Annotated in this window: 17 protein-coding genes and 1 tRNA gene; 6 read left to right on the top strand and 12 right to left on the bottom strand. The window is 42.4% G+C overall.

The features are described 5' to 3' along the window. The first annotated feature begins 10 nt into the window (after positions 1–10). From Q91_RS11700 to Q91_RS00570, 5 genes are all read left to right on the top strand, one after another. On the top strand, positions 11–205 hold the full coding sequence (locus tag Q91_RS11700) for a DUF3147 family protein (protein ID WP_020931813.1): 195 nt from the start codon (positions 11–13) through the stop codon (positions 203–205). Positions 206–452: 247 nt separating this feature from the next. Next, entirely contained in the window at positions 453–1,532 is a 1,080-nt protein-coding gene (gene arsB, locus Q91_RS00585; protein ID WP_015004928.1) for an ACR3 family arsenite efflux transporter, read from the top strand. A gap of 142 nt (positions 1,533–1,674) precedes the next feature. Continuing rightward, positions 1,675–3,192, top strand: a complete 1,518-nt coding sequence (locus tag Q91_RS00580) for an MFS transporter (protein ID WP_041230470.1) — start codon at positions 1,675–1,677, stop codon at positions 3,190–3,192. A 5-nt stretch (positions 3,193–3,197) separates the two neighbouring features. Then, positions 3,198–4,124 carry an AEC family transporter gene (locus Q91_RS00575; RefSeq protein ID WP_016390320.1) on the top strand — a complete coding sequence of 309 codons (927 nt, stop codon included), beginning with the start codon at positions 3,198–3,200 and terminating at the stop codon, positions 4,122–4,124. After that, positions 4,121–5,296, top strand: a complete 1,176-nt coding sequence (locus Q91_RS00570; protein WP_041230469.1) for an MFS transporter — start codon at positions 4,121–4,123, stop codon at positions 5,294–5,296. The genes Q91_RS00575 and Q91_RS00570 overlap by 4 nt, the downstream gene beginning before the upstream one ends. Here Q91_RS00570 and Q91_RS00565 read toward each other — a convergent pair whose 3' ends face one another. The 7 genes from Q91_RS00565 to Q91_RS00535 form a co-directional block, all read right to left on the bottom strand. Continuing rightward, on the bottom strand, positions 5,297–6,490 hold the full coding sequence (locus tag Q91_RS00565; RefSeq protein WP_041230468.1) for an ABC transporter permease: 1,194 nt from the start codon (positions 6,488–6,490) through the stop codon (positions 5,297–5,299). Beyond that, positions 6,487–7,710: an ABC transporter permease gene (locus Q91_RS00560; protein WP_015004923.1), complete on the bottom strand. Its 1,224-nt coding sequence runs from the start codon at positions 7,708–7,710 to the stop codon at positions 6,487–6,489. The genes Q91_RS00565 and Q91_RS00560 overlap by 4 nt, the downstream gene beginning before the upstream one ends. A gap of 2 nt (positions 7,711–7,712) precedes the next feature. Further along, positions 7,713–8,372 (bottom strand): ABC transporter ATP-binding protein, encoded by a 660-nt coding sequence (locus tag Q91_RS00555; protein WP_015004922.1) that lies wholly within the window; start codon positions 8,370–8,372, stop codon positions 7,713–7,715. Then, positions 8,365–9,507 carry an efflux RND transporter periplasmic adaptor subunit gene (locus tag Q91_RS00550; protein WP_015004921.1) on the bottom strand — a complete coding sequence of 381 codons (1,143 nt, stop codon included), beginning with the start codon at positions 9,505–9,507 and terminating at the stop codon, positions 8,365–8,367. The genes Q91_RS00555 and Q91_RS00550 overlap by 8 nt, the downstream gene beginning before the upstream one ends. Positions 9,508–9,573: 66 nt before the next feature. Beyond that, positions 9,574–10,212 (bottom strand): glutathione S-transferase family protein, encoded by a 639-nt coding sequence (locus tag Q91_RS00545; RefSeq protein ID WP_015004920.1) that lies wholly within the window; start codon positions 10,210–10,212, stop codon positions 9,574–9,576. Then, a complete protein-coding gene (locus tag Q91_RS00540; RefSeq protein ID WP_015004919.1) occupies positions 10,212–10,829 on the bottom strand; it encodes a 2-hydroxychromene-2-carboxylate isomerase in 618 nt (205 codons plus the stop codon). Before Q91_RS00540 ends, Q91_RS00545 begins: the two co-directional genes overlap by 1 nt. Before the next feature lie 176 nt (positions 10,830–11,005). Continuing rightward, positions 11,006–12,397: an MBL fold metallo-hydrolase RNA specificity domain-containing protein gene (locus Q91_RS00535; RefSeq protein WP_015004918.1), complete on the bottom strand. Its 1,392-nt coding sequence runs from the start codon at positions 12,395–12,397 to the stop codon at positions 11,006–11,008. Positions 12,398–12,731: 334 nt separating this feature from the next. Here Q91_RS00535 and hemN point away from each other — a divergent pair, with 334 nt between their 5' ends. Beyond that, positions 12,732–14,117, top strand: coding sequence for an oxygen-independent coproporphyrinogen III oxidase (gene hemN, locus Q91_RS00530; RefSeq protein ID WP_015004917.1), 1,386 nt, complete (start codon positions 12,732–12,734; stop codon positions 14,115–14,117). A 31-nt stretch (positions 14,118–14,148) separates the two neighbouring features. On the opposite strand, the gene Q91_RS00525 is transcribed toward hemN, so the two are convergent. From Q91_RS00525 to Q91_RS00505, 5 genes are all read right to left on the bottom strand, one after another. Beyond that, a complete protein-coding gene (locus Q91_RS00525) occupies positions 14,149–16,659 on the bottom strand; it encodes an RND family transporter (protein ID WP_015004916.1) in 2,511 nt (836 codons plus the stop codon). A gap of 240 nt (positions 16,660–16,899) precedes the next feature. Further along, a tRNA-Ile gene (locus tag Q91_RS00520) sits at positions 16,900–16,976 on the bottom strand. Positions 16,977–16,982: 6 nt separating this feature from the next. Continuing rightward, positions 16,983–18,785, bottom strand: a complete 1,803-nt coding sequence (rpoD, locus tag Q91_RS00515) for an RNA polymerase sigma factor RpoD (protein WP_015004915.1) — start codon at positions 18,783–18,785, stop codon at positions 16,983–16,985. Positions 18,786–18,870: 85 nt separating this feature from the next. Then, the gene (gene dnaG / locus Q91_RS00510) at positions 18,871–20,595 is read right to left on the bottom strand and encodes a DNA primase (protein WP_015004914.1); all 1,725 of its coding nucleotides are present in this window, start codon (positions 20,593–20,595) and stop codon (positions 18,871–18,873) included. Positions 20,596–20,763: 168 nt separating this feature from the next. Then, a complete protein-coding gene (locus tag Q91_RS00505) occupies positions 20,764–21,222 on the bottom strand; it encodes a GatB/YqeY domain-containing protein (protein WP_015004913.1) in 459 nt (152 codons plus the stop codon). Between the last annotated feature and the right edge of the window lie 8 nt (positions 21,223–21,230).

The following is a 21,230-nucleotide window of genomic DNA, read 5'->3' as shown; positions in this document are numbered from 1 at the left end:
GGTACCTTAAGTGATCTACTACATAACAAAAATTGTTATCACAACAGTTCTTATTGTAGCTGTCTCAGAGCTAGCAAAGCGAAGCTCTTTAATGGGCGCTTTACTGGCATCTATGCCTCTCATTTCGGTACTAGCAATGATTTGGCTATACATTGACACAAAAGATGTGGATAAGGTCAGCGCATTATCAAGCAGTGTTTTTTAGCTTATTTTGCCATCTTTTGTTTTATTTATAACCCTCCCCTTTTTGTTAAGGTATGGCTTACATTTTTACACCAGCCTTAGCCTTTCTATTGCGCTTACAATTGGCAGTTATTGGCTTATGATGGTGGCTCTAAACCATTATGGCGTTAAGTTATAAATGACCATAAGGGTTGTTAGCTAGGCTCGGCGTGCGAACTCCTCACCATTTAGCTCGCCATTAGACTCACGATATGAATCAGGAGATAACTGTGACTGATGTAACAGAGAAAAAACTATCCATTTTTGAACGTTATTTAAGTCTCTGGGTCGCTCTTTGCATTGGCGGTGGCATATTCTTAGGTAAAGCTGCGCCAGGCGTTGCAACTGTACTTAATGACTTTTCTATTTACCAAGTCTCCATCCCCATTGCTGTGTGCTTGTTTTTTATGATGTACCCCATCATGGTTAAAATAGATTTTGCTCAGGTGCTTAAGTCTGCAAAAACACCAAAACCCGTTTTATTAACCCTATTTATAAACTGGGCTATTAAACCGTTCACGATGTTTGCCATTTCCTATTTCTTTTTAGGCTACTTATTTAGAGATTTTTTACCGGGTACAGAAGTCCTCGTAAATGGTGAGGAGGTGGAGTTATGGCGAAGTTATATCGCTGGGACGATTTTACTGGGGATTGCACCATGTACTGCCATGGTTTTAATGTGGAGCCACTTAGCCAAAGGAAACGGCGGCTTAACATTAGTGATGGTCGCTATCAATTCACTCATGATGCTTTTCCTTTATGGGCCATTAGGCACGGTACTACTGAATGTAAACGCAATGCCAGTCCCTTGGGAAACGATGCTTTTTTCTGTTTCTATCTATGTCGCCTTGCCATTGATCAGTGGTTATTTTTCAAGGCAATTAATCATCAAACATAAGGGCATGGATTGGTTTAATGAAAAGTTTTTACATTGGCTGACACCGGTGAGCATCTTAGCGTTGTTAATGACCCTTGTTTTGCTGTTTTCATTCAAAGGCAAGGTTATTGTTTCAAACCCTTTAACTATTTTATGGATAGCCATCCCCTTATTAGTACAGACGGTATTCATATTTACATTAGGTTATTTTGTCTTGTCTCGATTGTTTAAACTCTCTTATCAAGATGCGGCACCGGTATCACTGATTGGTGCCTCTAACCACTTTGAAGTGGCGATTGCTACCGCAGTTATACTGTTTGGTCTTTCATCTGGAGCAGCCTTAGCCACTGTTGTGGGTGTTTTAATTGAAGTGCCTTTAATGTTAATGTTAGTTGCCTTATGCAAAAGAACGTCTTATTTATTTCAACGTTAAACGGTAATAACCGAATAACAAGATGATAAGTAACACCTGTTATAATCGCCTATTAATAAAACTTGCCTCAAACTAATCATTGAACTCATCTTCGTTAACGACTCCTTTTAAATCGCCTGTTTTCAGGATGATGTGGATCGCTATGACCATCTCAAATGTTGGCACCTGGATGACAGAAATTGGCACCACCTGGCTGATGGCTTCCATGCCAACATCCGACCTTTATATCGCTTTAATCCAAACGGCCATCACCCTACCATTTTTATTTTTAGCCTACCCATCCGGCACGTTGGCTGACTTAATTGACCACCGTCGAATGTTGCTGGGCCTACATATCGCGCTGTTTCTAACAGCAAGCGGCCTTGCGATCAGTACTTATTTTGATGCCGTTACGCCCTTAAGTTTGTTGCTATTTACTTTTGCCTTAGGTGCTGGCAATGCGATGATGAGGCCCGCTTGGGCAGCCAGCGTGCCCGATTTTGCGCCCAGAGCACAGTTGCCAAACGCGATTACTTTAAACACCTTAAGTACCAATGTTACCCGCGCCATTGGTCCGGCCATTGGTGGCTTTATTATTTTTCAATCTGGCCCAACTGGGGTTTTTATCTTTAACGCAGTTTCGTTTACCGGCTTAATTGTGGCCTTAGCTATTTGGAAACCCAAAAAACCAGATAATCAGTCTGCCTTGCCCGTTGAACGATTTATGGGTGCTTTTAAAGCTGGTTTACGCTACACACGAAATGTCCGTTCATTACGTATCGTATTATTCCGTAGTTCGATGTTTTTCTTTTTCGCCAGTGTTTCTTGGGCTTTATTACCCATTATTGTTATTCGTGAAATGAACATGGGCGCTCAAAGTTTCGGTATTTCAATGGCTGTCGTGGGCTTGGGAACAATTTTGGGTGCGTTCTTATTACCGCGGTTTCATCGTTTACTCACACGTAACCAAATTATTTCATTATCCACCGTCATTTTATCTTTACCCTTGGTACTGCTCGCTTATAAACCTAATTTGTATACCTTAGGCTTAACCTTAGTTGCTTTGGGTTGCGCGTGGATTTCTAGTTTTTCATCTTTTATTTTATCTGCTCAAATGATCGTACCTAACTGGGTACGTGCACGCACCATTTCTCTTGTCATGCTTACCTTTGGCGGCAGCATGGGGTTTGGCAGCTTGGTATGGGGGAGCTTATCTGACCATTATGGCTCTAGCATTTCAATATTCATCGCCTCCACTGGGCTACTGCTCACTTTATTGTTAAGCCGCCGTTTTGCCATCGCAAATGATAGTTTAGACCCCTCTCCCACAACTCAATGGCCCATCGCTATTGATGAAGGCTCAGTTCCCGGTGATAGAGGCCCCGTTTTGGTATCTATTCAATACTGTATTCCTCAGGACAAAACAGATGAGTTTCTCTCTCTAATGAAAAAATTACGGGTTATTCGCAAAAGGAATGGCGCGTATTTCTGGCAAATATTTCATGATGCGAATGACCACCAGCTTTTTTCTGAAGTGTATATGTCTGAGTCCTGGTTTGAGGTCTTGCGTCAACGAGACCGAATGACCTATTCGGAAATGTCTATTCGTGATCAAGTTATGGCCATGCACGTTGGTGAAAAAGCACCGGCCACTTCCATTCAAATTGCAGGAAAAGCATAACCTCAATGAGTAGCTTAATACCCATGGTTTTAATCCTCGCCACCGGCGTGGCTTGGCATAAATTTGAACCCGGCGGTGTTACAACACAACAACTAAGAAGCACCCTAAGTGCCTTGGTGGTTAACCTGTTAGCACCTACCCTGATTTTATATATCATTCTTACAACGCCACTAAAAGAAGAGCTTTATCAGGTACCCATGACCGGCATTATCACCATCAGCCTGTGCTTGGGTCTAAGCCTAATCCTATTTTCTGGACTGCTTCGTGCAGGGTATATTTCCCGCCCTCAAGCCGGTGCTTTAGTTTTAGCGGCTAGTTTTGGCAATGGCATGGGGATTTCCTTGCCTGCCGTTGAGGCCTTATTTGGTGCTGAAATGGCCAGCATTCCATTAATTTATGACCTGCTCGCCACCGTCCCTTTTGTTTGGATAATTGCCGTGCTGGTTGCAGCGCACTTTGGAACGCGCATTGCCGGTGGTCATTTAGGTCGTGAATTACTGCTGATGCCGCCCGTTTGGGCAATCGTTATAGCGTTAACCCTTCGGTATTTTCAATGGATCCCGCACGAAAGCATTATTCAGGCATTTAAAATGATGGGGCTGGCAACTGTGCCTATGTTACTTTTAATGGTGGGCGTAAACTTTAAAATAAGCAGCTTTAAATATGTTCTTTTGACAATACCAGCTATGTTCATTAAGCTGATTGTTAGCCCAGCCATCGCGTTTAGTAGTGGGGTTCCTGTTGGCTTAAGCGGTGAGGTGTTAATTATCACCAGCATTACAGCCGCTGCCCCCCCCGTTATCGTTGGTATTGCTTTAGCTGATCGATTTAAACTGGATTCTGCACTTTTTTGTACCGCATTAACCTTAGGCACAGCGGCTTACCTTTTAATAGCCCCTAGCCTTTCAGATTATTTAACACAATTAATATGAACACAGTTATGAAAACCCAATGGAGTGGTGTTTGCTTAAGCTTCCTAACCGGTATAGCGTCGGCCATTACTGTTACCAAAGCTAGCCCTGCTTTATTAGAGATAAAAAAAGAGTTACCGTTGAGTGTTATCCAAATTGGTTGGATTATGTCTTCGGCTGCCTTAGCCAGTGTCCTACTGGGCATATTTGTTGGCGCCTTATCGCATCGGTACGGCCCCAAAAAAGTGTTACAAATCGCATTAAGCCTGATTATTATTACCGCCGGCTTTAGCATCATTATCAATTCTGCTAACGAATTAATATTAAGCCGTATCATTGAAGGCATCGCAGTTATCTTTGTGTCTGTTGCTGCACCAACTTTAATTTCACATTTATCGAAACCTTCCGATATGGGCTTAACAATGGGTGTTTGGGCACTTTGGATGCCCGCGGGAAGTGTGCTAACCTTTTTATTAGCCCCTGTGATTTTAGAGTTTTTTAACTGGCGTTGGCTGTGGGGCACGGCGTTTTTTCTTGCCCTACCCTTACTTATACTATCAATAAAACTTGTTGACCCAACACGTACCGCCTCTGACACCGTTCATAAGAAACTCTCTCGGTCCGTTGTCTATAAGGCTATTATTATGGGGCTCATTTTTACCTGTTTCACTGGCACCTTCTTTAGCATGCTCACCTATCTTCCCACATACCTCATTGAAACCTATCAAGTTAGCTTGAGCAACGCACTTTTTATTACGACTATTTTGCCCGCTTTTATTATCCCTGGAAATTTAGTCAGCGGCTTTCTCATTCATCGGGGCATCCCTTGGTTTAAAATGCTGACGTTCCCCGCCGTCGCGCTCACTATCGTAATCACTCTACTGCTACACACAAGCTATCCAGACCAATTGGGTTTAATACTATTGGCTTTACTGGGGTTTTTCTTAGGCATGATACCCACTGCTATTTTTGCCCAAAGCCCTCGTTTAGCCGATAAGCCGATTGATACAGGCCGTGTTATAGGCATTGTTATTACTGGCCAAGGCCCAGGGATATTATTTGGCCCTCCACTGGCCGGGTTTTTAATCGGCAATCATCACCATTGGCAAAACCTGTATCCTTTTTACATACTATTAACGATCAGTATTATTCTCTTCACTCAGCGCTTAAAGACACATCAGCCTGCGCATTAATTACTCTTCATGAAGTGCGTTAATCGGGTTTAAGTTTGCCGCTTGCCCAGCTGGGACAACACCGGCTATTAGGCCAATTACTGCTGACATCACTAATGCCAGCCCTAAAAAAAGTAGATTAAACGTTATCGGTAAGCCCGGTAAAAAAAGCTGTAACAAGCCGGTTAGCATAAACAGCAATACTAAGCCTAACAGGCCGCCCATTAACGCTAACACGGCAGCCTCACCCAAGAATAATATTAATATCGTTTTTTTATCCGCACCAAGCGCTCGGAGCAACCCCACTTCGGCTGTTCTTTCTCTTACCGTTGTTGTCATAATCGCCAAAATACCAACTGCACCAACGAGCAATGAAATAGCGCCTAGCCCACCCACCGATAATTTTAAAATAGAGAGTATTTTGCCCATTGACTCCAACATATCATTTTGTGTGGTTAGCGTGACATCTTCTCGCCCGTGACGCTTAATCATAAGATCCTTAATACGCGTTTCAATGCGCTTTAATGTTACATTTGCTGAAAACACTACATTAATTTCCATCAACGACTCTCTGTTAAACATCTGCAAACCATTTTGCGCTGGAATATAGATCGTATCGTCCATATCGACCCCAAGCATCTGGCCTTTTTTTTCAATAGTGCCAATGACCCGAAACCGCTGACCACCCACACGAATATGCTGGCCGAGTGGGTTTGAGTCACCAAACAATTCTTTTTTCATGGTGTAACCCAATACCGCTGTCGAGCGCGCATCTTCCAAATTACCGGAGAAAAAATTCCCTTGAGCCACTTTAAAGTCCCAGGCATCACTCATATCCGGCCCGACACCCAAAATAACCCCACTGCGCTGCAGATTATTAAACTCTACAACGCCCGAGCCTTGAACCACAGGCACCACCTTTTCAACACCCGTTAACTGCTTTAGCGCTTGTGCATCTCGCAATGTTAACGGTCGCACTGAAGACAGCAGGCCACCAGCGCCATGCGTTTCTTTTAAACCAGGGTTAATGGCAATAATTCGAGCGCCAAACTGTGAAAAACTGTCTAATACATACTGTTGAACCCCTTCGCCGATAGCCGTTAACAAGGTCACCGAGACAATGCCAACGGCCATTCCTAAAGCCGTTAATAAACTTCTCGACCGATAGCTCAATACCGAGCTAAAGATCCAGCGTCCACTATCGACCCAATTCAAGACACTTCCTTTTGCTGCTTACCTTGCAGCGCTTCAACGGGCGAAAGCATTGATGCTCGCTGAGCTGGCAACCATGCAAATATAAGCGCCAGTAATATCGCCAATAATATAGAACCCACTTGCGCCCACCAAGGTGAGTGAAATTGGAGCTCTATAAAATATATATTCGCCAGTAAAACAATCAGCTGACTCAACGCTAAACCCGACATAGAGGCCACTGCTGCTATCAGCCCAGCCTCAGATAAAAACAACACCCGTACTGTTGATGAGGTTGCCCCCAATGCTTTGAGTAAGCCAATTTCCTTAACCCGCTGAGAAACCGTTATCATCATCATATTCATAATCAAAATACCGGCGACTAACATGCTGATAGAGGCAATGCCTGCCACCGCTATTGTTAATATATCCAATATTTCTTGAACCGAGGTCAACATAGCATCTTGAGAAATCACCGTAACGTCTTCTTCACCTTCATGTCGCTCTTTTAACAGCTCTATAATGGCTTGCTTTATATTATCGAGCTGTTGATAAACCCGCACCTCTGCAAATAAACGAAACAGCCCTTCTACATTAAACACAGACTGTGCATTTGCGACCGGAATAATAATCACATCATCCATATCAAAACCAAAACTAGTACCGCCTTGGTTTAATACCCCTATTACTCGAAATCGACTGTCTGCCAGCCGTATCCGTTCGCCAAGCGCCGGCTTATTTTGAAATAGCTCTTGTCGTAATTTATTGCCGATAACGCACACTGCTTCGCCTTTATCGAGGTCTAAAGTCGGTAGCATTTGACCTTGAGATACCTTTAATTGACGAATAAGGAAAAAATCTCGGCTCGTGCCAATCGTTAATACTTCACGAATTTTACCGTCATACGAGGCTTCAATATTACCGACCACTATGGGCGCCACTGCTTTTACACCTGATAGCCGAGAGACTGATATGGCATCTTTCAATGTCAACGGTCTTGGTGATTCACCTGTCAGAGGCGGCATACCACCGGTGGTTTCTTTTTTCCCAGGTAAAACAATTAACGTATTACGGCCGAGTACATTAAACTCTTTAAGGACAAATGATTTGGCCCCTTCGCCCAATGCTGTTAACAAGTTAACTGCAACAACACCAATGGCAATGGCAAGCCATAACGTTATCGTACGAAACCGGTGTCGACTTAAGACATGCGTTATAAACCCCACAATGTCTGACCAAAACATCGTTAAACTATACGCCCATCTAACATATTCAACTGCCTTTTCGCTCGTGCACCCAGTGTGGCGTCATGAGTTACTACCATTAAAGTAATACCTTCTGCGTTTAGTGATTCGAGCAACTGCGTCACACCCTCTCCAGATGTTGAGTCCAAATTACCCGTCGGTTCATCTGCTAATAAAATGCTCGGCTTCATCACTATTGCTCGGCCTATCGCGACACGTTGTCGTTGCCCACCTGATAATTGATTCGGGCTATGATGCGCTCGATCCATTAGGTGCAATTTATCAAGAATATCATCCACTGCCTGCTTACGTTGCTGCGCTGGGATGCCCGATAACATCATCGGCAACTCAATATTTTCTCGTGCCGATAGTCGGGGTACTAAATGATAAGACTGAAAAACAAAACCAATTTTTTGACTTCTTAACGTTGTCCGCTCGGCTTCCTCTAAGGTCGATACATTAATACCATCGAGCATATAATCACCCGAATTAGCCCTATCAAGCAGGCCCAAAATATTCATTAAGGTTGATTTACCTGAGCCTGACGGCCCCATCACAGCTATATACTCGCCTTGTTCAATCTTTAAAGAAACATCGTCCAGAGCATGAACAACTTGATCACCGATTTGAAACTTTTTTTCTAAATGATCTAATTCAATCATCGTCTATGGTCACTAAGGCTCCATCCACAGCGCCTTCTACATCAAGCGATATCAGCACTTGCTCAGTATCCGTTAAGCCCGCCTTAATTTCTGTATAACGCCAATTACTCAAGCCCGGGGTAAACTCCGTTAAGGCCAACTGTTTATTAGATGCCTGATATACCAATACTTTATTGCCATCAATAATCGTTTCTGTCGGTAACCTAAGGGTGTTTTTCTGCTGCTCAATAACCACATCTACATCGGCGCTATAGCCGATAAGCATTTTTTGATAATGTTCTTTATCTACTAAATTAACATCTATATCTACCGTACGCGCTTGTTTTTCAAGCTCTTTTACATACGGTGCAATTCGCGAAACCTTTCCCTCAAACCGTTCCCCACGAAACGCATCTAATGTCACGTGCACAAGCATACCCGGTTGAATTGAAGAGGCATCCACTTCATCGACAGGGGCTTGGACATACAAACAACCTTCGCCAATTAAATCAATGGCCGGCGGCGTTGCCACACCTGATGGAGATGGCGTAATGTACTCGCCCACTTCACCGTTAATTTCAGCAATCACACCCGAAAAGGGCGCTATTAATTCGGTTTTCTCTATCATCGCCTGTTGTAATTTCATACCGGCAATAGCACTGTCCTTACTAGCTTGAGCCTTCTTACAACTTGCCGCTGAGATAGTCTCTTTCGTCTCGGCAGCATCCAAACGTTCCACAGACACCAATTTTTTAGCCGCTAACCCTGTTAATCGCTTATGTTCACGTTTATTAAGGCTCGCCATACGGCAGCTTTCAATTACCGTGAGTTTGGCCGCCTCCACTCTGGCAATCGCCTCTTCAAAACGAGCTTGATGATCTTTATTCCATAGTCGAATAAGCACTTGATCTTTCTTAACGTGGTCACCCTCGTTAACAAACAACTCTGCAATTTGCCCACCGGTGGGTAATGATAAATGTGATCGGTTACAAGCTTTAATGGTACCTGCCCGAGTATTAGAAACCGTTAAATCTACTGGCCCTTTACTAACGGACACTAAGCGTACCGGCACTGGCTCTTCAGCACTGAAATAAAACCATGCCGATATCAGCAACAGCAATAAAATTAAACCCGTTATAACCTTAAGGATTGTCATACAACCCCTCGTAGATAACCATTAAACTTATGTTAACAGCGACGAAACGTAAGTCGCACCAGAGCACTAAGCAAGCCCCGGAAATTGCTCAGGCAGTGCTTTAAGAAAAGAGGACCGGGCGGCACAACGTGCATACCAATCATGCAAGTTTTGGAATGACTCATCGATTGCTAAGCCATGTGTGATGGCCAAACAAAAGCGCGGTATTAAGGCGCATTCTGCCACTGAGAAATGCCCAGCAAAAAACTCACTCTGACCCAATTGCTCCGATAAGATGAGCTGCTCATCAAACCAGGCTAACCGAGTCGATTCCTTAACCTCGGCACTGGCTTCGTGTGTTGGGCTATCTCGTTTTTGCTTGATATAGGGAAATAGAACTTTTCCTAATTTGCTATCACTGTAGTGATGTAGCAGTCTGGCCTTCGCACGTGCTTTAGGCGAGCTAGGCATCAGCTGTATTTCTGGACACTGGTCAAGCAGGTATTCAATAATCTGTGCTGACTCAGTTATCACCAAATCACCGTCTACCAAAACGGGCACTGTCGCATTTGGGTTTAAAGACACGACATCAGGGTGTTTTTTATCCAATTGAACAACAATTTCTCTAATGGTCAGCTTGGTTTCAAAAGCAACTAACCGTACCTTCCAACAAAAGGGGCAATCTGGCCGTTGATAAAGTGTTATTGACGATTCTGTTGTTACCATTAGATATTTCTCAATCTCAGGTCATGCAAATGATCTTTCAACGAATCAATCCGATCATTTCCCCAAAAGATTTGATCGTCAACTGTAAACGATGGCACACCAATAACCCCTTTTGATTGTGCTTCTTGCCAATTCTCATCCATTTTAACAAGATAAGACTCATCACTACTGGCTGCTTCAACACATTCATGTGATAAACCTATTACTTCTGCCACTTCAAACAAAGTATCTATTTCACCGATATTACTGCCTTCTGCCCACTCTTGCCTCATCACTTCAATGATATAAGGCTTCAACAGGCCTTCTTTTTCCGCTGCAAACGAGACTGCGCCTGCCAATGTTGGGTCCGTTTCAATCGGTGGTGGAGAAAATGGAATACCCATTTTCTTGCAACTACGTGCTACGTCTTGGCGTACTAAATGTATTTTCTTCTTTACTCGCTCAGGCGATGATCGACCGGCCCATCCGCCAAAAGGTTTCCATAAAAACTTTACGCGGTATTGATCAACGACAGAAAACATACTTTTAGACGCTAAATAACAATATGGACTTCTAAAATTAAAATAGACATTAACCTTGGTCACTGCCTGCGCATTACTTGCTGTGTTATCGTTCATCCCCTCACCCCTCCATACTTACATTTTTTTTATTAGTATAGACCACTATTGTGCTATTAACATCCCTAAAAATACTGCTCAGGCATGCAGTATTGCAGATATAACGACATTAACCGTTTGTTTTATAGTGCATCGCTATCGCATACATACACTAGCCTAAATGCTAATGCTCGTCTTTATAGTTCAAACGATTCATGCAGCGTTGGTATTCTCACATCTGTTGCTTGAATTTTTGCAGCAAAGCTTTTCATGCTTTTCTCTTCACCATGAACAAGGTACGTCGTTTTAGGGTTCCCTGTTTTTGCATGCCATGCGATTAATTCAGTTTGGTCAGCATGCGCAGAAAAACCACCAATCGTATGAATACTGGCTTGAACAGGCATCTCTTCACCAAATATTTTTACTGTTTTTGCACCATCAATAATACGTCTTGCTAACGTTCCCTGAGCTGCAAAACCAACAAATACAATACTACTGCGCCGATTCCATAGATTATGTTTCAAATGATGCCGCACACGTCCGCCCGTACACATACCCGATCCTGCCATAATAACAGCACCACCACCCACCTGATTGATTGCCATTGACTCGGTCGTTTCACGCGTAAAATGTAGCCCTGGAAACCCAAAAGGGTCTTTGCCTTCATTAAACAGGTTTAGAGCTTCTGTGTTATAGCATTCAGGATGCCGCGCAAAAATTTGCGTTGCAGAAATTGCCATGGGTGAATCAAGAAACACATTAATAAAATGTTTTATCTTTTTACTAAGAATACCTTCTCGTAAAAAATAGAGCACTTCTTGCGCTCTTTCCATCGCAAACGTCGGAATGATGACATTTCCGCCACGGCCTATCGTTTCATTAATCACCCCATAAAGCTCTTTAATAGAGGGTTGTAATTGCTTATGCACCCTATCACCATAGGTTGTTTCCATAATAACCGTGTCTACTTTTGGCGGCCTGTCTGGTGCGTTCAAAATGGCCCGTCCACCGTAACCAAGATCACCTGAAAAGAGCACTCGTCGAACCTCGCCCTTCTCTTCAAGCTGCAGAAGAATAGACGCTGACCCCAGAATATGCCCTGCCTCAAAAAAGGTTGCTTGTATCCCCGCTGCTAGCTGTTCAGATTGCCCGTAAATGGCTTGTCTGCCAAAAAACTCTAAACTATTGAGCGCATCTAAAATACTATATAGCGGCTCAATGTCCTTTTCACTATTTTGCTGTCGTTTTGCTTTACGCTGTTGGTAGCGCGCCTCTTCTTCTTGTAGGCCAGCAGAATCCAGCATAACCAACCGAGCCAACTCCAATGAGGCTGCCGTGGTGATAACAACCCCTTTAAAACCGCGTTTCACCAACAGCGGGATTCGCCCGCAATGGTCTAAATGAGCATGCGTCAGTAATAAAAAATCAATCGAAGCAGGGTCAAAGCCAAACGGTTCAGCATTTTCTTCAATAATTTCTCGACTGCCTTGATACAGCCCACAATCAATGAGAATGCGCTGACCGGCACATTCAATAAGATGACAGGAGCCGGTTACTCCCTTTGCAGCACCGTGGAATGTAATATTCAACTTGTCTCCTTTAACTTCAAATTTTTCTGAGCACGCCGATAAAAATAAAGTCCTATGCACTTCATCATATCATCTAAAAATACATCGCGTTACGTACCAACTTTCTAAACGATTGGCGAGCTCAGACAGGCTTGAATGCTTATATCATGCGCCATCATCGAGCAACCCCATTGCCTTGTTTTATCACAAACTTGGGTGCGTAAATATCAGCAAATCGCACCTACTTTAATTGATATAACGTTAACTTGATCCGCATCAGATCTGACTTCATTTCCTCATATCAACCCATATTGAAGTGCTATAGTGCCTTGAACATTTGCACATCACTATAGCCTTGGAACAAACCGTAACTTTCGACCTCGACCTTATTCAGCGTTATAACAAAGCTGGGCCACGCTACACCTCGTATCCAACAGCTGTTGAATTTAATGAAAATTTCACAGCTGAAAGTTATCAGCAGCAAGTTGACCTATCCAATCAACGAGGTGGGCCGCTATCTCTATATTTTCACCTGCCTTTTTGTGACACGGTCTGCTTTTATTGTGCCTGCAATAAAATCATTACCAAAAATCGTCAGCATGCTGTTCCCTACTTAAATAATTTACACAAAGAAATCGCCCTACAAGCAGCCTTATTTGATTCTAAACGCACCGTCGAACAACTACATTGGGGCGGTGGCACGCCCACTTTTATTAATCATCAACAAATGCGCGAACTGATGGCTGTTACACGCCAACATTTCACATTAGCAGATGATAATAACGGCGAGTTTTCCATTGAAATAGACCCTCGTGAAGCCGATGAAAAAACCATCGCTTTATTACGAGAGATTGGCTTCAATCGAATCAGTTTAGGGGTTCAAGATTTCAACCCCTTTGTTCAAAAGGCCGTTAATCGCATTCAAAGTGAAACCGAAACATTGGCGGTTGTTGATGCCGCCCGTGCAAATAATTTTCGTTCTATTAGCCTCGACCTGATTTATGGTTTACCCCATCAAACGCCTCGTAGCTTTTCACAAACGCTTGATAAAGTCATCCATGGCGCGAACCCTGACCGACTGTCTATTTTTAATTATGCACATATGCCTGAGCGCTTTAAAGTTCAACGCCAAATGAACAAGGACGAGTTACCCACGCCCGAAGTAAAACTAGAAATACTGCACCAATCTATTGATCAATTGACCAGCGCTGGGTATGTATACATTGGCATGGATCATTTCGCAAAGCCTGACGATGAGCTGGCTGTTGCCCAACACAATGGCAAACTCTACCGAAATTTTCAAGGCTACTCCACACGTTCAGATTGTGACCTGATTGGCCTTGGCGTTACTTCTATTGGGCGTATTGCAGATTCCTACTCCCAAAACCAACGCACATTAGACGACTATGCAAACAGCTTGAAGCATAATGAACTAGCTATTTATCAGGGCATTACTCTGAATGCCGACGATAAAATTCGCCGTGCTGTGATCACTCAGCTTATTTGCCATTTCACGCTAGATATTAGGACTATTGAAGAAGAACTTAATATTAATTTTGCCACTTACTTTGCTGACGCCTACCCACAGCTCGATCAATTTTCGCGTGATGGGTTGATACGCTACGATACTAATGAAATTAAGGTCTTAGCCTCTGGGCAGTTGTTGATTAGAAATATTTGCATGGCATTTGATTTTTATAGCCAACAAAAAGCTAAACATCTTTTTTCGAGCGTGATTTAGCCCCCTTAAATCCCCACACTAACAAGCCTTATTAAACATTAATTTTTGGTTGATTACCCAGTGGCCTGAAACGAATAATAAGTAATGGCAAGAGCGTCATATTCGCCAGTAAGGCTGCAATCATTGAAAACCCCGTTAAAAGACCAAAATATATAGTGGGTATAAAATTAGAAAATACTAAAATTGAAAAACCTATCGTAATCGTCAACGAGGTGTAATACATTGCTCGACCAATCGAACTATGGCTTCGCTGAGCCGCCAACCAATAATCTTGATGTTGGCTATATTCATCTATAAAACGGTGTACATAGTGAATCGTGTCATCGACGGCTATGCCTATACAAATAGCGGCGATGGTGATTGTCATCATATCCAGTGGAATTGCTAACCAGCCCATTAGCCCAAGCACCATTCCCGCGGCCATTATATTGGGGATGATGGCGATGGCTGCTAAGCGTATGTTTTGAAAAAGTATTGCCAGCATTATCAAAATAGCAACAAACACAACGCCTAAGGTTAAAATTTGTGAGCGAAATAAGCTTTGAAGCATATTATTATAGAGAACGACCATGCCGGTAACTTTAATTTGCTCCTCATCTATCCCAAGGTCACGGTTTAGACCTTGTTTAATTTCTGCCAATAACTCTCCGCGTTGTAGTGACGGGTCTGATTCAAAAATTCTGATGCTAAAACGTAATTGATTGCCATCGGCAGACATGTAAGGCTCAATTAACGATTCCTTAATAACAGGGGGCAACTTTTTATAAAGAATCGCCAGCTCAAAATCATTATTTAGAATCTCCTCATTGAGCGTTTTTAGCAAACTTACTGCTGTTGCTATGGAGATTACCTTCCCTGTTTCATCAAAGGCATCAAGGTAATTATGTATCTCCTCAATCTTCCCTAGCATCTGACTGTTAAACCAATAACTTGAGCCGGTTATTCCAACAGCAGCATCACCATACTCATCATCAAAGAACTCATCGTCCTCCTCATATATTTCTTCTTCAGCCTCTTCTTCGTAAAAATAAGCCGGTGCATCAATAACCACATCCATGGGGGTTGTACCGCCTAGCTTTTGGTCTATCAGCTCCATACCCTGATAAATTTCTGTCGACTCTTTATAGTAATCTATAAAACGGTTTTCAACGGTCAGTTGAGCAAGCCCCCAAACACTTAACACCGCCAAGAGAACAAAAGACAACATAATTCCACGACCATATTGCTTATTCTTATCTGCCAAAAACTGTGTCAGCTTCTCGGTAATATCATGTTCTTGCGTCGGCTTTTCCTTATTTAATAACACCACTGCCGCAGGAAATAATGTAAACGTCATCAGCTGCGCGATGCCAATACCTATTACCATCATCCAACCAAAATCAATCACTGGGCGAATACCGCTAACCAGTAGCGAACCGAAGGCCACCATCGTGGTGATCGATGTATACAAGCAGGGAATAAATTTACTTTTTACCGTCTCAAGCACTAATTCTCGCTGATCATAATTTGCCAGTGTTCGATGTAATTCTCTATACCGGACAATTAAATGAACCAATAACGATAACGTTAAAATAAGAAGCAATGAAACAAAGTTTGATGAAACAACCGTCACCGGCCAATTTAAAAGACCCAAGATACCAATCACACTCATTGCTGATGCTGAACAGGTCATCATGGCCAGAATAACCCAGTGTAAGCGTCTAAAAATAACACTTAAAATAATGATGAGAATCACAAAAACAGCAATACCAAACGTTAATAAATCATGCCGAATAAAGTCTATCGAGTCGCTGGCAATCATCGGCACGCCCCCTAAAAACAAGTGCGCGGACTTTCGGTGTTGATCCATGATATTACGTACTGTCTCAATATCTTTACTTTGTTGGACCTGTAACAATGCGTTATAAGCATCAAACTCATCTGAAATTTTTTGCAGTAAGTTAGCCTCTTTTACAGAAAGCTTATTTTCTAACTGCTTGGTACGCAAAGCATCACGACTTTTTAGCAAACTCTCCCACTTTTCATCAAATTTAAACGTTATTTGCAGGGCAGTCGTTTCCCCATCAGGACTGATTAATAGATTACGGTAAAGCGGACTAGAAATTATCTCTTGCTTAGCTAGCTCACGATCAACCATAGGGCTTTCTAACGTAATAACCTCCTCGCTTAACTCATACAACGTCATCGGAGGGCTATTAATTAAAGGCACATCTAATAAAGTAGTTACTGACTCAACTCGATCAATCTTTTTTAATTTTGACCGTAACTGATTTATGTCTTGTAGCACCTCATCTGAAAACATATCCAACTGAGGTGTATAGGTAAGAATTAAACTATCATCTGAACCATAGCGCGCCTTTATTGACCGATAAAGTTCCAATGATTCATCATTTTCTAGGACTAACGAATCAGCAGAGGCATCTAGTCTAAACTTAGTAGCATGAGTCCCCAGAAAAATGACTAAAAGCACCATTACGACCATTGTAAAAATAGGTCGACCTAAAACGGTCCGGTTATAAATGGCTAATAATGTTGTCGACATATTATTTATAGATTCATTAATGAATTGTCTATAAGCATACGGGTAAACAGCATATTACTAAATTTAATTTGTGATTTTTTTCACTTAAAGCTTTTTTAAAAGGCCAGCAACACCTTCTTTTTATCACCCACCCGCTATAGGCTTTATACGGTTACCGAATAAAGTAAATCTAGCGCATTGAAAAACCTTATTTAAATAAAAAAGCCCCAACTCCCTAAACGGGAATTGAGGCTTTTTATATGGTGGGCCTACAAGGACTTGAACCTTGGACAAATGGATTATGAGTCCACTGCTCTAACCAACTGAGCTATAGGCCCATTGTTCTATTCTGACGTATCTATAAAGCTACGTAAATGCTCTGTTCGTGAAGGGTGACGTAATTTACGTAATGCTTTTGCTTCAATTTGGCGTATTCTCTCACGAGTCACATCAAATTGCTTGCCCACTTCTTCCAGTGTGTGATCAGTATTCATATTAATACCGAATCGCATTCTAATCACTTTTGCTTCGCGAGCGGTTAAGCCAGCAAGTACGTCTTGTGTTGACTCTCTCAAGCTTTCAATTGTTGCTGAGTCTACTGGTGACACTGCGTTAGCATCTTCAATAAAGTCACCTAGGCTTGAATCCTCATCATCACCGATCGGTGTACCCATAGAGATAGGCTCTTTTGCAATTTTAAGTACTTTGCGGACTTTGTCTTCTGGCATTTCCATTTCTATCGCTAACTCTTCTGGTAATGCTTCTCGACCTTTTTCTTGCAAAATTTGACGTGAAATACGATTCAATTTATTAATCGTTTCTATCATATGCACTGGTATACGAATCGTTCTTGCTTGGTCGGCTATGGAACGCGTAATGGCCTGACGAATCCACCATGTTGCATAGGTAGAGAACTTATAACCACGACGATATTCAAACTTATCAACCGCTTTCATTAAGCCGATATTGCCTTCTTGAATAAGGTCTAAGAATTGCAGCCCTCGGTTTGTGTATTTTTTAGCAATGGAGATCACCAATCGTAAATTGGCTTCAACCATTTCTTTTTTAGCACGGCGCATTTTGGCTTCGCCAATCGATAAGCGACGGTTAATGTCTTTGATTTCTGTCGTGACTAAAGAGCTTTCGCTTTCTACATTAGCCAGCCTAACTTGTGCTTTTTTAATTTCATGGAAATTTTCTTTAATAACAGCAACAAATGGCTCGTCTGTTTTTAAGTGCTCTTCTAACCATGTTATGTCACTTTCATTTTTAACAAAGCCTGCGATAAATAACTTACGCGGCATTTTTGCTTGTTTAACGCAGATGTCAATAATGGTTTTTTCTTGAGCTCTAACCAACTCAACACATTGTTTCATTTCATTTGAAAGCAATGTAAAGAAACGCGGTGTAAATTTAAGCGCCATAAACAATAAGGCCAACTCATCAAACTCTTTTTGAGTTTTTTCTGAGGCATAACCTTCTTTTTTAATCACCTTAGTACATTCTTTGTACTTAGCCGCAATTTCGTTAATACGAACTTCGACATCTTCGATGGTTAATGCTGGAATTTCAGGCGCACTTTCATCTTTCGCTGCCGCAGGCTGCGTGTAATCATAGTCGTCTTCTAAATCAACAAAATCTGGAATATAGTCTGCTAGGCGAAGTTCATCACTCTTAATTTTTTCGAACACATCAAAAAAGCGATCCACAACAGCTGGGTAACGAACAATCGCCGCCAACATTTCGTTTTGCCCTTCTTCAATACGCTTAGCTATATCAAGCTCACCTTGGCGAGTTAATAAGCCAACCGTGCCCATTTCACGCATGTACATACGGACAGGGTCTGTCGTTCGGCCTAACTCTTTATCAACGGTTGCTAAAGCAACAGCCGCTACTTCAGCCGCAGCAGATTCATCAACCGTTTGAGCAACGGTGCCATCGGATACAGTATCTGACTCTGGCGCCTCTTCGCTGACACTAATGCCCATATCTGAAATCATTGTAATGATTTCTTCAATACGCTCTGGCTCCACGTCTTGTGGTAGGTGATCGTTCACCTCCGCATACGTCAAGTAACCTTGCTCATGCCCTTTACTAATCAATGCTTTGATTTTAGAGGTTTGTTCTTTCTGTTGTTCTTTATCCATTATGTTCCCGTGAACTAAGTACAAATTTTCGCCAACTGAACCGAGTATTTTAGCAGATATTCTTAATTTATCTACGAATGTTCTTTTATTTCATTAATTCTCTAAGCTCATCTCTTTCTTCTTCACTTAAATCTTCTGCTTTTGCCAATAATATTTCATAACGACTCTTTTTTGCCTGCTCTTTCAAGCGCTCAATCGCGCCTAAAAACTCCTGCTCAGTCGACTCCCCTTCGATTAATCGCTCTTCGGCAAACAATGCTCTAATAATTTTTTCATGTTCGTGCCCACGAAACCGTTCTAGCAGCATTGCTGGCGATACCTCTATATGACCATTTAACACCGAAATAATTTCATTTAATACCGGCATTCCTGGCACATTTAATTGTAACCAAGCGTCTTGTGTATTAATTCTTTGCACCAACGCAGGCTCATGAAGAATCAGCATTATTAAATGCCTCATAGCCGAAAGGGGGGCGGCCCCAGTTTTTTTAACAACTTGTCGCGCACCGAACCGAGGTTTGAAGGAAGCAGCCGCACCTTGCTTTTCCATTTTAGTTAGCTGTGCTAATTGTTTCTTCATTAATTCTGCAAAAGCACCCGCAGGTAATGTATCTAGCAATGGTTTCGCTTGCTCCATAAAACCAGCCCGCCCTTCAATTGTCGTCAACGGGTGCTGTTTACCTAAGTAATCAAAAAAATAACTGGACAACGGCGTCGCCTGCTCTACCAACTGCTCAAAGTGTGAGGCCCCTTTTTCACGAATTAAACTATCAGGATCTTCACCCTCAGCTAACAGTAATACTTTTATTTGCCGTCCAGTGCGCAAAGCTGGCAAAGCATTCGTCACAGCACGCCATGCTGCTTTTTGTCCCGCTGTGTCACCATCCATACATATCACCAAGGTGGACACAGAGCGAAATAATAAATCAACGTGCTCGCGAGTGATTGCGGTACCCAAGGCAGCAACAGCATTTGTAACGCCCTGCTGATAAAGCGAAATAACGTCTAAGTAGCCTTCAACCACAATAATTTGCTGTATTTTAGTAGACGATTTTAGCGCTTCATATAAACCATATACTTCACGGCCTTTATGGTAGAGCGGCGTTTCTGGAGAATTTAAATACTTTGGCTCGCCGCCATCTAGAACTCGACCACCAAACCCGATAGTTTGCCCACGTTTATTACGGATAGGGAAAATAATTCGCTCTCTAAAGCGGTCATACGTTTTATTATTTTCATTCGTCACCACAAGCCCTAATTCACCTAACTGATGGAGCGAATCGTTATCTTGGCCCAACGACGACAGCAAATTACTCCAACCTGGTGGTGCAAAACCTAATTGGAAGGTTTTAGCCACTTCGCCTGTCAGCCCTCTATTTTTCAAGTACTCCGTCGCAATATGACTGGCCCCATGCTGTCGCAGTTGCTGCTGGTAAAAGTCACTCACCTTCTCATTCATACGCAGCAGTGGCGATAAATCCCGTTTCGGTTTCTCCGTTTCAAACCCTTGCTCGCGTACAACTTCCACGCCAGCGCGGCTTGCTAATTCTTCAATTGCTTCTACAAAACTAAAGTGGCTGTAATCCATTAAAAAGCCAATCACCGAACCACTCTGGCCACAACCAAAACAATGATAAAACTGCTTGTCTTGGCTGACAGTAAAACTGGGGGTTTTCTCGTTATGAAAAGGGCAGCAAGCAGAGTAGTTTGCACCTTTTTTTTTCAACGGTAGCAAGCTATCAATCACCTCGACAATATCGGTTCTTGCCAATAAGTCATCAATAAAATGCTGGGGGATTCGACCTGCCATGATTATGGTATTTTATTTACCCTATGATTCTTGCTTGAAGCATAGACAACATTAACAAGCGTTAATACTTTTCTATACGAGCCGGAAGTGCCCAGTGAAATTGATGCGCTTCTCCATGCCTACCAATTTGTCATACAGTGATCATGCGGACCACTAAATAAAAACAAATTAAGAAAGCTTGGCTTTTATTTTACCGCTTGCCGCACCAACGTCTGCACGACCTTGTAATTTAGGACGAAGAATACCCATCACTTTACCCATATCTTTCATGCCTTGCGCACCAGATTCGGTAATCGCCTGATCGATCAGTTGATCGACCTCTGATTCAGTTAATTGTTGGGGCAAGTACTGCTGGATAATACTTGTTTCTTTTTGCTCTATCAGTGATAGATCGTCACGACCTGCTTTGTCAAACGCCTCTATTGAATCACGACGCTGTTTGACCATCTTATCGAGCAATTGGAGGACTTGCGTATCATCTAATTCGATACGCTCATCGACTTCTTTTTGCTTAATAGCAGCGAGTATTAAACGAATAACACTCAGCTTTTCTTTTTCTTTAGCCTTCATTGCTAACTTCATATCCTCACGGATACGGTGCAATAAAGGCGTAGCTTGTTCGCTCATTATGTTAA

Source organism: Cycloclasticus sp. P1, assembly GCF_000299965.1.
In the GTDB taxonomy this organism is placed as follows: Bacteria; Pseudomonadota; Gammaproteobacteria; order Methylococcales; family Cycloclasticaceae; genus Cycloclasticus; species Cycloclasticus pugetii.
This window is presented reverse-complemented; position numbering and strand designations above follow the sequence as displayed.